The sequence below is a fragment of the Stenotrophomonas sp. GL_101 genome (assembly GCF_057835675.1).
The window spans coordinates 2,237,576-2,251,193 of sequence record NZ_CM174432.1; the positions used below are offsets into that span (position 1 = coordinate 2,237,576).

At 57.5% G+C, this 13,618-nt stretch carries 9 protein-coding genes and 1 pseudogene; 8 read left to right on the plus strand and 2 right to left on the minus strand.

From position 1 onward, the window contains the following. Positions 1–991 precede the first annotated feature (991 nt). Together AC3IR9_RS10025 and AC3IR9_RS10030 are read left to right on the plus strand one after the other, a co-directional pair. Entirely contained in the window at positions 992–2,653 is a 1,662-nt protein-coding gene (locus AC3IR9_RS10025; RefSeq protein ID WP_489295578.1) for a hypothetical protein, read from the plus strand. Beyond that, the gene (locus tag AC3IR9_RS10030) at positions 2,643–3,584 is read left to right on the plus strand and encodes an AAA family ATPase (RefSeq protein WP_489295579.1); all 942 of its coding nucleotides are present in this window, start codon (positions 2,643–2,645) and stop codon (positions 3,582–3,584) included. The genes AC3IR9_RS10025 and AC3IR9_RS10030 overlap by 11 nt, the downstream gene beginning before the upstream one ends. Positions 3,585–5,478: 1,894 nt before the next feature. On the opposite strand, the gene AC3IR9_RS10035 is transcribed toward AC3IR9_RS10030, so the two are convergent. Further along, entirely contained in the window at positions 5,479–5,988 is a 510-nt protein-coding gene (locus AC3IR9_RS10035; RefSeq protein WP_489295580.1) for a hypothetical protein, read from the minus strand. Between the two features lie 726 nt (positions 5,989–6,714). Next, the gene (locus tag AC3IR9_RS10040) at positions 6,715–6,960 is read right to left on the minus strand and encodes a helix-turn-helix domain-containing protein (protein WP_489295581.1); all 246 of its coding nucleotides are present in this window, start codon (positions 6,958–6,960) and stop codon (positions 6,715–6,717) included. 94 nt (positions 6,961–7,054) lie between these two features. On the opposite strand from AC3IR9_RS10040, the gene AC3IR9_RS10045 reads away from it, so the two are divergent. The 6 genes and pseudogenes from AC3IR9_RS10045 to AC3IR9_RS10070 all read left to right on the plus strand — a co-directional run bounded on the left by AC3IR9_RS10045 (position 7,055) and on the right by AC3IR9_RS10070 (position 13,539). Beyond that, a complete protein-coding gene (locus tag AC3IR9_RS10045; protein WP_489295582.1) occupies positions 7,055–7,855 on the plus strand; it encodes a hypothetical protein in 801 nt (266 codons plus the stop codon). Between the two features lie 623 nt (positions 7,856–8,478). Beyond that, positions 8,479–9,039, plus strand: a complete 561-nt coding sequence (locus tag AC3IR9_RS10050) for a cyclin-dependent kinase inhibitor 3 family protein (RefSeq protein ID WP_489295583.1) — start codon at positions 8,479–8,481, stop codon at positions 9,037–9,039. 1,280 nt (positions 9,040–10,319) lie between these two features. Continuing rightward, positions 10,320–10,490, plus strand: a pseudogene (locus AC3IR9_RS10055) (arginase family protein); the annotation flags it as partial. A gap of 358 nt (positions 10,491–10,848) precedes the next feature. Then, a complete protein-coding gene (locus AC3IR9_RS10060; protein WP_489295584.1) occupies positions 10,849–11,616 on the plus strand; it encodes a DUF1353 domain-containing protein in 768 nt (255 codons plus the stop codon). A gap of 140 nt (positions 11,617–11,756) precedes the next feature. Beyond that, a complete protein-coding gene (locus tag AC3IR9_RS10065; protein ID WP_489295585.1) occupies positions 11,757–12,104 on the plus strand; it encodes a hypothetical protein in 348 nt (115 codons plus the stop codon). A 329-nt stretch (positions 12,105–12,433) separates the two neighbouring features. Then, positions 12,434–13,539 (plus strand): IS3 family transposase gene (locus tag AC3IR9_RS10070; RefSeq protein WP_489295586.1). Its coding sequence is split into 2 segments (ribosomal slippage): positions 12,434–12,692 and positions 12,692–13,539, totalling 1,107 coding nucleotides; the frame shifts between segments, so codons are not numbered across the junction. Positions 13,540–13,618: the final 79 nt, after the last annotated feature.

The window sequence follows — 13,618 nt, forward strand, 5'->3', positions numbered from 1 at the left end:
CGTCTTCTATCGAGGCGCGGGGAGAGACGGGCGGGAACATCTGGCTAGTTCGGCCCCCGTTTGCCAGCCGGGACTTGGTTCTCAGTAGTGACTTCCAAAGGCAGGCCTTCTATCTGATCGAAGGCGAGCACTCGTTTGTGCGCATCGACTACGCCGAGTCATGGTGGTCTGGCTCCCGCGCGAGCCCGCTGGGCTCTGCGCTTGGCGAGGCTCGGCACTTTGCAAGCGCCTCTACCAATGAAGGGGGGCGGTGCGAGGTCTATCTCGATCCCCGGGGCACCTCGCCCGCTGCCGCAGATACTGGGACAAACGCTGAGCTGCTGTACGTCAGCGACCACACACTTAACGCAAACGCGCAGCGCGTGGAAAACTGGTCGCGGGTTGTCGCCTGCATTCGGAGGCTGCTCGTTGGCGTAAGTCCAGTTGTTGAACGCAGGATCCTGCTTGAGTTGGGGGCCGTCAGAGGCATCTCTATGCGAGAGCTCGCTTACCGATTGGCGGATCTCAATCCTGCAGTTCTTCGAGGTACTGTCGCTGCGCTTCTGCGCAATCGAGAAGTATGCTCCGACTTGGATGTAGCCCCCTGGTCGATGGCGACCAAGCTTCGTATGGCTGAGAGCCCATGAGCGGAGAATTTCGCTGGACCAGGGCGAACACGCCAGTAGGGCGCCTTGCATATGAGAGCTGGACGAGCATCTCTCTGGACGGCTTAGATGATCTGGCGAGTGTGAGGGTCCATCTTCTGACAAAAGCAATCAAAGATTACATCGATGGTGAGCCGCATGATCGGTCCCTGGAAGCGCGCGGCATCTACAGGTCAACCGTCCTGAGGGCATTTCGTCGGTGTACCGCACTGGACTCTTTCGGACGAGTAGTTGGTTGGCCAGGTGTGCTGCCTTACCGTCGGCTGCAGCCTCCGCAGCGACGCGCACCTTTGGTCAGAACGGGACGGATGGCGCAGGGCGGGCTAACAGGAGCACTGGCTAGCACATTGAATAGCTATCCGGCTATCCGAGACGGGATTGATGACTTCCTCATGGGCTGCGCAATGAGGAAGGTGGGGTATGAGGCGGGGATCTCTGCTGCCAGCGTTCACGGCAAGTTCCTCGCGCTTTGCAAGGCAGCCGGCATACCTGAATCAAAGTGGCCGTTCACTACGAAGTACCAGGGTAGAGAGTCGATTCGACGGTACTGCAACAAGTTCGTAAGCGATAACTACGATCAGATCGTGTCAACGCAGTACGGGTCAAAGGCAAGGGCTCGGGCCAATACGTCAACTGGATGCAGGAGCCGACTTGTCTGCACCAGGCCGTTTGACATTGTTGAGCTTGACGAGCACAAGTGCGGATTCATTGGGGCAATAGGCGTTCCCTCCCCAGAGGGGCTTCGCTGGCTGCCCATGGAGCGGATCACGATTGTGATGGTCGTTGAGAGGTTCTACAAGGTCGTGCTGGGCTACGCGGTTGTTCTGCGGCGTGAGGCCAATTCAGGGGACGTGTTGGATGCTTTGAATGTGGCGTTGGGGGCCGATGCGCCTTCTTGCGCTGTCGAAGGCCTCGCCTACTCATCTGTCGCCAAGCTCCCGCGTGAACTATCAGAGACATTCCGGTGGTGTGGGTTTGACGCACTTCTACTAGATAACGCGCTTGCCCATCTAGCTAACGATGTAGTGGAAAGGGCCAGGGACATAATTGGGTGTGACGTGAACTTTGGCCCGAAAGCCCGTTTCGAGCGCAGGGCGCTGGTCGAGAACGTCTTCGGGCTGCTAGAGCGGCGAGGGTTCCGAAGGATTCCGCTCACCACTGGGGTCAGTCCGATAGATCCGCAGCGCCAGTCTCCAGAGAAGGTTGCCGCGCAGGCTCGAATTCCACTGGAGGCATTATTGCAACTCATTGACGATGTTGTCGGCGAATACAACACCCATCAGGGCAAGGCCAACTATGGTGACTCGCCGATGGGGAGGCTGGAAGAGGGTAACGATGACCAAGATGGGATGGGCTTCTTGTTTCCCGTTCTGCCGCCGCTTCCGGCACATGTGGCTGGGCTGGACATGTCCGTCTACAAGGTCTCAGTGTGCGGTAGCAAGAACAAAGGGAGGCGTCCGTACATCACATTCATGAAGGAGGCCTACACTGGTCCCGCGCTATCTAGAGATTTCGAACTTATTGGTAAACGTGTTCACTTGCACGTCCGCCGAAAAGACATAAGGAATATCGACGTTTTCGCTAGATCCGGGAGTTTCATCGACACCTGCACCGTAATGGGTGGGTGGTCCCGGCACGAGCATTCGGTTGATGTGCGTTCGCACATCAACTCACTCATTGCTACAGGGCAGCTCCGCGTTGGCTACGGCGAGTCTGCAGTTGCCAAGTTCAACGAGGCCGTCATGAATGCCTCTGAGTCGGACAAGAAGACACAGCGTCCGAACAAGCGCCTGTTGTCAACCTTTGCCGCGACATCAGAGGTGGCAGGGCTTAAGCCCGAAGAGGGTGGCTCGTCAAGAGGTGCAATGCCTGTGGGTGGCACCAACGCGTTGCATCCCGGGGAGGCTCAGCTGTCTGGGTCCGATGAGGACGCTGATCTGATGCCATCGGATGAGTACCTGGACTACAAGTTCACATCTGTCTTGGGGATGGAGAGCGATGAGGATTGAGGAAGTAGAGAAGTTGAGGGCTCGATACTGGGCACTGCATCCGTTAGTCAAGGCGAACGCGGTCATTCAGACCCGGACGATGAGGGATGCTATCGCTCGCGTGATGCGTGCTGCAACCAGGTCTCGCGCATCGATTGCCTTCTTCGCACATCCTGAATTTGGCAAGTCATTCTGCATCAAGGCACTTGAAGCGGAACTGGCCACAAAATTCCCTAACGCAGGGATTCTGCATCTGGAGTTCGGAGACGATGATCTCGCGCCGTCCGAAGGGCGCATGATTGAGACGATGATGCTTGCTGCAGGCTGCGGAGGGGGAATGGCCAAGTCTGTTGCTGGAAAGCGAGACCAGATTCATCGCGCTCTCCTCGCGCTCTCTGGGGCTAAGAGGCACATCTTTATGCTCATAGACGAGGCTCAGGAAATGAAGAATCAACATTTCCGCTGGCTCAAACGGGTCATAAACCATCTTGCGCGGTCTGATGTTGATGTGACGACGGTCCTGTTTGGGCAGATGGAGCTGGAAGCAACCAAGAAGGAGCTTGAGATTAATGGGAGATCAGACCTGTCAGTTAGGTTCATGAGTCGACTTTACCGGTATCGGGGCGTGAGAACTGCGGAGGACATCGAGGTGATCATGAAGTCGATCGACAATTGCAGGTGGGCTGTTGAGGGGCAGGAGCTCCTCTTTACTGAGTTCCTGTTTCCAAAGGCCTATAGCGCAGGATTTAGGTTCGAGCAGCTGTCAGGAAGCGTGTGTGACGCAGTTGGCAATGTGCCTGGGCTTCAGTTGAAAAAGGGGATTCCAATGGCAGTGATTGGATCGTTTCTCGCCTCGTTGTGTGACGAACTCAAGGACAAGGATGTGGCCGGCATGGAAGTTGATCCACGGCTCATTAAAGCCACATTTATCGCCGCCTATCGTGATGTGTAGGCAGGGACTGAAGGTGGGTGGTCGCCTCCGTAGTTCAAGCTCGCATGACGAGTCTGCATGGAAATGCGATCTCCATGGAATTCTTGCGTAGAGAGGAGTGTGGAGGTGGACGCCTACGCACCTTGGCGGATCGATAGTGAGTTGCCTTACGAAAGTGCGTACTCGCTGTTCAGTAAAGCGGCATGGTGGAAGTCTGTAACTCCCAGTTCCCTGCTCGCCAGCTACGTGGGCGAGGGGAGGCCCACGTATGGGCGCCGGTCACGCATGGTGATGTTCGGAATGCCTGATATTTGGATCAGAAGTCTTTATGGCTTGTCTTGCCTTCCTGCCACGACTCAGGGGACTTTGCTAGACTCCCTCGTTAAGGCAGAGGCTGATCAGAGAGTGGGTGTTGCCGATCTGTGGCAATCGCCAGTGTTAAGGTTCTGCCAGGAGTGTGTCTCACTTGGCGTGCATCTGTGGATCCATCAGCACACTCTCATCGTAAAGTGCCCGGTGCACCTGATTCCGCTTACATCGGCTTGTGCTCGCTGCGGCCAGCCGATTCAAATCTCGTACCGGGTCTCTCAAGCGCCATTCACATGTCTGTGTGGACACTCACTGGTCGGTTCCGCGGGCTGTGCTGCTGTAGCTGAGCGTGAAGACTTTCGGTGCTTGCCCCGGATTGCTGAAGAGATGTCTGGCTGGCTTTCACTTGCCGCCGCACAGGCATCCGCAGTGGAATTGCCGGGAGCGTGGCAGGCGCAACATTTCGCTGAAGTCTGCGCAATCAGTCTGCAGCGGCTTCCTATTCCGGCCTGCATGCGTCGTAAGATCGACCCACGTTTTGACGTTCGTCTCAAGAGCGTTGGAGTTTGCGATGGTTCATTGAAGAGCGTGACCGCCGGGGATCTCGAGTGCGGGAGTTTCCAGTGGCCTACATCAGGAGAGACGGAGCGCAGCGAAGGTCTCGCCTCCGATGGCTCTCCTCCCATTATTGGAGCAGTTGCTAGTGCGTTTCGGAGAGTGGCGATCGCCCATCTTGTGGCCACTTCGAAGCATGCATGCATAGACTTGCCCTGGCTCATGTTTCGTGAGTCGCTTCTATTGTTGCAGGCTGATTCAATGTCTGAGTTGGTGCAGTGCTGTCCGGTCGGTGTAGGCTTCTGGATCTGGAGAATGCTCTGTGACGACCTACTCTCAATGATTCGCCGGAACCCCCTGAATGCTTGGCAGTCTGAGCTGTTGAAGAGTCAGCTAGGTGGAAACTGCGCGCTTTATCTGCTGGCGAGGTCCGAGCTGCACTACTGCATTCGTGCATGCGAGGAGGTGTTCCAGAGGCATCAAGCGGGTCAGATGGATCTAAGTGAAGTTAGGCAGGCGCTATTGGGGCTCAGGGACCTTTCCGGGAGCTGGGGGGCTGTGGGCGGATTTCGTTTGAGGCCCCTGGAGGTCAATGGACGCTGGGTCTATACGTCTGTTGATGTCACTGAGCTTTTTTCAGGTGCGTGCGCAGATGGCGAGACTTGTGCCCCGAGGCTCAAGCGCTTCCTGAGTAGTCGCTACGATGAATCGGTTGCTGCGAGGTACGCTGAGAGTCTTGCGGATAGCGCCAGTCAGAGGCGGCGCGGAACCCCAGCGCTCAGCGGATTGGCGATGGTTGGGTGCGAACGGCGGGTTCTTTTGCCTTACGAAGATGGCGCAAGTTCTATAGGCCAAGTGGGGCGCAACGATCCCTTGAAGAGCGCTGGAATTCAGTGGCTGGACTTGGTCATCTCCCTCCGGGGTCTTTGATCAGATACTCCTGTTGCCGCTTCCGGTACTCATATGCATCCTTCTTCTCGCGACGTACGCGGGGCGCAAAGCGCGATGACCCTCCGGATGTCGGGCGACGCCTGATTCTTCGATGTTCAGATCAAACGGGCTTCCCAAGGAGCATCATCATGGCCACCGATACTCCAACACAACCAACAGTTGAGATGATCGACGCCATGAGTGCACGCCGCGCATTTTCATAGAGCTTTCGCTGCGTCGACCTGCGATTCCTATCCAGCCAGGGGCGGAGGAGTAGCCACAGAATGCCAAGTACCAGAATCAATGGTGAGTTGACAGTCCAGTAGAGCAAGGGCTCTGCAAAGCTCCGATGATTCATCGACCATGCAATCCAATGCGCAAGAAGACCAAGATAAAGGGCCATCGAGCTGATCTGTACCATGTGGAATCGGAAGCCGACCCTCGGGCGGGCCTTTACGTCCAGCTGAGTCACTACGATCTCCAGCCGGTGAATGAGCATCGCGATCGCCGCTGTTGCAGTGATTAGGCTCCATCCAATCGCAGCATAGAGCAGGCCACTGAACTCAAGCATCGTTTCCAGCTGTTCAAAGGCGACTTGGCCAATCGCTGATATAGCCTCGGCCTTGTTCATCTCTACAAACATCGACTGAAGCTGCCGGCATGCCGACACCCACGGGGTAGTCGCGGCGCTCACTAGAGCGAAACCGGCCCAGAAGCGCTTCCAAAAGCTCGGCTGGGGCGTCGCTGAGAAGGAGCGTGGATCGCCCCAGAGGGGAAAAACCGCCAGCAACATGTATGGGCGAGCCTCTGCCCATCTTCTTGCTTTCCGGGTTCGCTTATGTGCGATGGCCTTCAGCGTGCGGATCTTCCGAACGGCCGCATCTTCCAATGAAGAGAGGTGGACCGACACGACATACGTAGCACGACATGCCCACCGGAGGGCGCGAGGAGTGCGTCGTAGTCCGTTGCGAAGTTGGTCTGGAGTAGGACGGAGAAATGTCTTCACCGGAACAACTGTAAGGGCCGTACTTCATCGACAGTCATGATCACTGCGCACATCAGGGTTCCAGAAACCGCCCTAAAGTTTGGCCCGCCCATGCCGAGGCCCTCCGTCCTGGGGCGAATGCGACGGTGTCACCAGTAGGGCGCAAGATCAGGCGTGGCGGGCTGGCGGCTAGAGCATGGTTCAGGCGAGTAGGGCGAAGGGGCAGTCTCCGTGCTATCCAGTCGAAATCTCACAAGAACTGTCAGATTGGAGGGCAGTGTGGGCCAATGGCGTTCGACAGGGTGAGCCTACAGGTGCGGGATGTGAGGTATCTGGTAAGCAGCCAACGAAGCTGCTCCCCTCTTGGAAGCTTCAGCCCTTGAGCCGCTTCTCAAAGTCGGCAATTAGCTTACCTAGCGACAGGCCCGTCAAGCGTGCAATGTCCCTAAGCTCAACCACGTCGATCCTGCGCTTTCCCGTCTCAACATCGCTGATGAACGATTGGCTACGCCCAAGCTTGCTGGACACTTGCGCCTGGGTGAGGCCGGCTGCCACCCGCGCATCTCTGACGGCCTCAATCAGGGCAGCGTATTCCTTGCGATGGATGGACTTGGGCACGGCCGCACCTTGGTTGAGCGGCTTCAGAAGCTATATCCAGTTCTCCGATATCTAAAAACCAGATATGCTCTCTTCCTCACAGAAGGGGCAGAGCATGGGCAACTGGCAACATCGACACACCGTGGCAGCCCACAGTCGGCTTGGCCTGGTGCTGGGACTAACGGTCCTGGCTACCGCCTGCGGCGGACCGATGGACAGAAAGCTGGTCACCGACGGTACGCAGCAGCAGTACAGAGCCTCGATTGATGCGATCGATGCGGAACTGAGTCCACATGAGCGGGATGCCTTTAACTGGGCTGTGGCCGGCCTTGATCTGGACAAGCTCAACGCGGCTTATCCAAACGCCTCTGTAAAAGAGGTCGTCAGGACGCACATTGAGCGCATCAGGGATGCCAACCCAAGGGAAGTTCGAACGCTCCGGGAGCAGGCGCAGGCGCAGTTGGCGACAATCGCAGAGCTTGGAAAGGTTCGTGCGAATGGCCCTAAGCTTGAGATAGAGGACAGCTTCTTTGGCCTCAAGCCGTCCATTGAGGCTCGGATCGTTAACGGCTCATCTTTGCCGCTAAGCCAAGTCAGTTGGGAGGCAGTGCTCTACATCAACGGCGACGCGCAGCCTGCCGCTACGGCGAGGGTCCACAGTGACTTCCGCAAAATTGATGGCCTGAAGCCGGAAGATGGCGTCACGGCCCGATTCAATGTTGGCTTCGTTAAGGGTGACGAGACGTGGACGACGCTCGCGGTCCGACAGGCCTCTTCCACGCACGTCGAACTCACCGTCATCCCTCTGACGGCTATGGACTTCAGTAATAAGCCTTACGTGACGGCCGACCATCAGAAGAGGATTGAGCTTCTTGAGAATCAACTCAAGGAGGCAGACAGATTCTCGGACATCTGATGCTTCGGGACCCGACAACTGCGCTCGGCCGGCACGGGCAGGGCACTTCTCCATCCATTCACGAATCAACCTGCCAACAGAGGTCAGCGACCAATGCGACCGACCATCCTTGCTATGGACCTCGAAGGAACGCTGATCTCAAACGCCGTCAGCCAAATTCCACGCCCTGGACTCTGTCGATTCCTCGAGACGGCCAATGAGCTCTTTGAGCACTTGGTCATCTACACCTCGGTTCCGGAGCCCGCATTCCGCAGAATCGCCGCACTTCTGGTGGGGGAGGGCTGCGCACCTGCTTGGTTCGCTCAAATCCCGTACACGAACTGGAGTGGCGCAACCAAAGACCTTGGGAATGTGTCTCCGACGCTTGGCGCAGCGCTACTTCTGGACGACTACAGGGCCTACATCCATCCAGGGCAAGAAGGCTACTGGGTTGAGGCGTCTCTGTTTGACTCTCCGTACGACGTGAGTGACAACGGTCTGGATGTAGCCCTGCGCGTGCTGAGGGAGCGTTTGACCGCACTCTCGTAGCGCGCCTTACTCAATGAACGGCTTTGCAAGTGCACCTAGTCCGAACTGCACCACGGTTGCCGAGATAGAAAGAGCCAAAGCTCAGGAGAGCCTGCATGATGCGAACCAGTTTGACTCATCCACTGATCATTGCGGAACTCCCTGTTGGCAACAGGGGAGGGGCCATTGGCGTGACCTTCGCGCCGGGCAAGTACCAAGAGGCCGCCATGACCGGAGCATGGGCGAGAGACTTGGAGCGGGACATGTTGGCGATTCGGCAGTGGGGCGCCGCACACTTGATCTCGCTGCTCGAGCCATGGGAATTCATCGAACTTCAGATAGAGAGACTTCCTTCGGTCGCAGCGGGGCAGGGCCTCGCGTGGCACCCGTTGCCAATTGCCGACGGTTCTGCACCAGATCAGAGGTTCCTGCAGGGCTGGCCAGAATTGAGTTCAGAGCTCATCCGTGATCTCCATTCCGGCCAACGCGTCGTCATCCACTGCAAAGGTGGGCTCGGCCGAGCTGGAACCGTTGCAGCCATGCTTCTGCTGCAAAGCGAAACTGCGCAGACACCCCGAGATGCGATGAGAATGGTTCGCCTTGCGAGACCCGATGCGATCGAGACTATGGCCCAGGAAGAGTTCTTGAAGCACTGGGCGCTGTGCTTACGACCGTAATCCGTGGAATGAATGCAGTGCGAGCTTGTTGGGCCTCGACTACGGGGCCCTGACCACCTGCATCAAACACTGGCAGTGGAGTGGATCTCTGAAAGCAGCGACGCCCGCCTTCTTCGCACCTAGCCGTCTCGGTGACTTCTTGCAGTTGGGCGATTCTAATCTGCGTTTCCTGCGAGCCCAGGCGGACCACTAGCTCGCAGCTCGCCTCAGCTTATGCAAGAAAGGATTCGTATCGAGTTTCAATCGCGGAGCCGCTAAAGCCTCCAGTTCTCACTTGGCTCTAACCAGTACTCTTTGCCCAGGGGGATGAACGTCCCCAGTGCAACGTCCAGGATCAACGGCTGACGCCATCCGCGATCAGGCAAAAAGCAGAAGTCGGTTGTCGCAAGCGACCCGAACTGGGCTCGGGTAGCGAGCCATGTACATCTCTTGTTGATCTCGCGATCAAGCACTCGACGAGCAGCTTCCCCATCCATATCGCTTTGCAAGAACTCCGACGCGGCATTGCGCATGCTGGCCCATAGCACGTACCTCTTGCGACCCAGGCTCAACGCATTCCATTCCGGAAGCTGAGTGGATCTTAGGCCATCTCCCAGTGCAGGGCGCAACCGGTGCTTGCGTAGGAGATTGGCGAGGTAGGCTCGGGCTTCGCTTTCAGCGAGCGAGTTTCCCAAACTCCGTTTGGCGCCAACTGGGCATTCGGCGGCCCAGCGGATGAGCGCATTGGTCAACTTAGCCTCTAGGTTCACGCCCTTTCGCGACCAGGCGGCCTGATAAGTCCATGCCAAGGGCTCATACAAGGACCTGGCATCTGGCTTGAGCCCTTCAAAGGGGGGGCGCTGCAGGACCCGTAGCGAAGCAAGCGTATCCAGGGCAGCAGACGCCAGTCCTTCCGCTGCAATAGGCGCGCTTACTGTCCTTGAGCGCTCCAATGCACACCAGGCACAAGCCAGGAACGGCCCGATAGAACGAACGAAATCGTCCAATTCTGGCCAATGCGAAATGAGGGTCGGTTGGGTGACAACATAGGCCACTTTGCTCTCAGGTCGCCGCCTAGCCGGCTAGCATAGCGACAGACTCAGTCAGTGTCTATCTGATCTTCCGATATCGATGAGCCGCAACTGACATGGCAAACGAGCTGGGGTACAACGTCATCCTCACCCAAGATGCCCTCTACCAGTCGCCTGACTCAGTCGCCGAGCAGATCAAAGCCGCAGTGGGGATATGCCTGTCTACATCACCTTCGATAGCAATGCCCTAGATCCTTAGTCTGCCCGGGCACAGGCACCCCCGTACTTGGTGGCCCCTCCACTTTCCAGGCCGGCGAAGTCCTTAGGCGTCTGATCGGTCTCAATGTGGTGGGCGCCGACCTGGTCGAAGTGGCTCCGATGTACGACCCGAGCGGGGTGACGACGCGGTCAGCTGCAGCCGTTGCGCGTGACATGTTGTAGCTGTTGGCGGACCCCTCGGCAGCCAACAAACAAGCTCTTGCTAAGTAATCCGGCCAGCTTGGCCAACGAGAGCGAAAATGACCCTGGTGTCTGGCCATCGGTACGGCCAGACACCAGTCTCAACTCTGCGACCGTCCACTCAGCGGCCGCTTCCCATCCCGCGAGTTGCAGCCGCCCGCATCGATGCTGGCCAACCTGTCAGGGGCTGGCCAGCGTGTCACTGACGCTACCACCTGTCGGCAAATCGCAATGGAATATGGAATATCAGTAGATATTCGTTCAGACTCGGCTGCGCTTGGGTTGAAGGCTGCCCAGGCCAAGGCAATGAAGCCCATTCCCTGAGATCGAGGATGGAACCATGAAGATGATCACTCTAGCGCTTTTGATGGTTGCTTCAGGTGGTGTGAGTGCGGGGGAGTTCACCAAGCCAGTTACGGTCAATCTCTTGCCTAACGGCATGATCGAACTGGCTAACGATGTCATCTACACCGATGATGCAGGCCGAAAGTGGCGAGCTCCAAAGGGCACCATTGCCGATGGAGCGTCGATTCCGCGCATGTTCTGGAGCGTCATTGGTGGCCCGCTTGATGGGGACTATCGAAACGCGTCCATCATCCATGACGTCTATTGCGTCAGTCGCAGCATGCCGTGGAGGGAAGTGCACCGCGTCTTCTATGAGGCGATGCTTGCGAGCAAGGTCGACCCTTACAAGGCTAGAGTCATGTATGCCGCCGTCTATCATTTCGGCCCGCGTTGGAACATATCAGTGCCGATTGAATCCAAAGATGTCGCCGCCGTCAGGCATGAGCTTGCAGATAAATCAGAGCTATTCGGGCTTCCAGGTCAGGCCTCCGAGGTGAAATTCACCTTGCCTGCGAACTCCGGCATGCTGGGAGGCCTGAAGGATGGCTCTTCCAAGTCCATCCTTGTCTCATATTCTGCTCAGGATGCTCTGGATCTTGATGGGACCACACTGAAGAAGCTCCTCACGACCTCCGACTCCGTTCAGCTTTTTGCCACGGCAGATCCAGTGTCATCGGCCAGCGCTGAAGACCTGGAGAAAGTTAAGGAGTACGTGAAACACGATCGCAGTCTCGACGATATCGAATCTATGACCTTTGAGTAGGCTTTATCATGCTACATGCCCAATAGGTAGGACATGTAGCGGAGACTCCTGGGACCCTCCACTGCCTAAGCGGGAGAGTCCTAGTGTCCTTTTCGTATCGCAACAAAAAACAAAGAAAAATCACAGGGAAGAAGTTCTCAATGCCCTATTCCAAAGAGTCGCTGCCGAAACGAGAGCGTCTGGATCTCCTTTTCTCCGCGCTTGAGGCTGCCGAGACTGCCGCTGATCTCCAGGAAGGATGGTCACTCGTAGATCGAGAGCTTAGGCTGATCGAAGACCAATACACGAGCCTTCCCTACGATCGTCCCAGCAACTATGGCCTAGCGCAACGGATGTACATCCCGCCACTAACGCTGCAGGACGCCTGGAGTCAATCAGACGGTTGGAACTCTGTGGACCTCTTTGCCCACCAGCTTAGAATCTCGGAAACTGGCGGCATCGAAATCATTGACAAGAAGACGGGAAAAGCTATCTTTTCCAAGCATTGAAGCGACTCAGCCGGGGAAGCAAAGTCTCGTGCGATCTAGGCCCGCCAGCGATGCATCCACCTGGCTCTGTCATCTCAGTGAACCCTGAATCCCTCATCTGTGGCCAATAGCGCTTTTGCCGTGGTAACTGATGTATGTCGCGACAACTGCGGGCTATCCGCAGCCGGTGCTCATCGCGCAAGACGTGCTCGATCATTCGGTCCGATTTCGCCAGCTCAACGGGCGCGCGTCTGAGGCGGGCGGCCAGCTGTTTGGCACCGTCAACGTCCCCCCAAGATTGAGTAGCGCAGCTGTTTGGAGTCCAATCCTCAGTGACAAGGAGATTGGACGTGAAGAAACGCTTTTCCGAAGAACAGATCATCGGCTTCCTGCGCGAAGCAGAGGCCGGCATGCCCATCAAGGACCTGTGCCGTCAGCACGGCTTCAGCGAGGCTTCGTACTACCTGTGGCGCAGCAAGTTCGGTGGCATGAGTGTGCCCGACGCCAAGCGGCTCAAGGACCTGGAGGCTGAGAGCACGCGCCTGAAGAAACTACTGGCAGAGCAGGTTTTCGAGAACAACGTCATCAAGGATGCGTTGCGAAAAAAGTGGTGACCGCCCCGGCGCGCAGGCTGCTGGTGCGGAGCATGGTCGAGAAGGGGTTGAGCGAGCGGCGAGCGCTGACGGTGGTGCGGATGAGCGCCAGCGCGCTGCGCTATGAGCCTCGGGCCGACCGCAACGTTGAGCTGCGCGAGCAGATCGCTGCGCTGGCGCATCGGCACAGACGCTACGGGGTGGGCATGATCCATTTGAAACTGCGGCAGAAAGGGCTTGTCGTGAACTACAAACGAGTGGAGCGCCTGTATCAGGAAGCGGGCCTGCAGGTGCGTCGCAGAAAGCGTAAGAAGGTGCCGATAGGCGAGCGCCAGCCTCTCCTGCGGCCGTCCGCTGCCAATGAGGTGTGGTCGATGGACTTCGTGTTCGACCGCACCGCGGAAGGCCGGGTGATCAAGTGCCTGACCATCGTCGACGACGCCACCCACGAGGCTGTGGCCATCGAAGTGGAGCGGGCAATTTCCGGGCAAGGCGTGTCCAGGGTACTGGACAGACTGGCCATGCAGCGCGGCTTGCCACGAGTGATCAGGACAGACAACGGCAAGGAGTTTTGCGGTAAGGCGATGGTGGCCTGGGCTCACGAAAAGGATGTTGCCCTGCGTCTGATCGAACCGGGCAAGCCGAACCAGAATGCGTACGTCGAGTCCTTCAACGGACGGCTGCGCGACGAATGCCTCAACGAGCACTGGTTCCCGACGTTGCTTCATGCCCGTACCAGTATCGAAAGCTGGCGGCGCGACTACAACGAAGAAAGACCCAAAAGAGCGCTTGGCGGTCTAACACCCGTCCAGTACGCCGCCCAGTTGGCGGCGAAGAAAGATAACATCAGCACCGGACTCTAAACCCGCCCACTACTCAAGCCGGGGGGACGTCGCCGTGGCTGGCGGGGAAGTGCTGATCACCAGAGCAGCCGGGCCCCAT

Coding starts and splice junctions, on each gene's coding strand:
- AC3IR9_RS10045 (WP_489295582.1), top strand. CDS start 7,055: ATGGGCAACTGGCAACATCGACACACCGTGGCAGCCCACAGTCGGCTT.
- AC3IR9_RS10050 (WP_489295583.1), top strand. CDS start 8,479: ATGATGCGAACCAGTTTGACTCATCCACTGATCATTGCGGAACTCCCT.
- AC3IR9_RS10065 (WP_489295585.1), top strand. CDS start 11,757: ATGCCCTATTCCAAAGAGTCGCTGCCGAAACGAGAGCGTCTGGATCTC.
- AC3IR9_RS10030 (WP_489295579.1), top strand. CDS start 2,643: ATGAGGATTGAGGAAGTAGAGAAGTTGAGGGCTCGATACTGGGCACTG.
- AC3IR9_RS10060 (WP_489295584.1), top strand. CDS start 10,849: ATGAAGATGATCACTCTAGCGCTTTTGATGGTTGCTTCAGGTGGTGTG.
- AC3IR9_RS10035 (WP_489295580.1), bottom strand. CDS start 5,988: ATGAACAAGGCCGAGGCTATATCAGCGATTGGCCAAGTCGCCTTTGAA.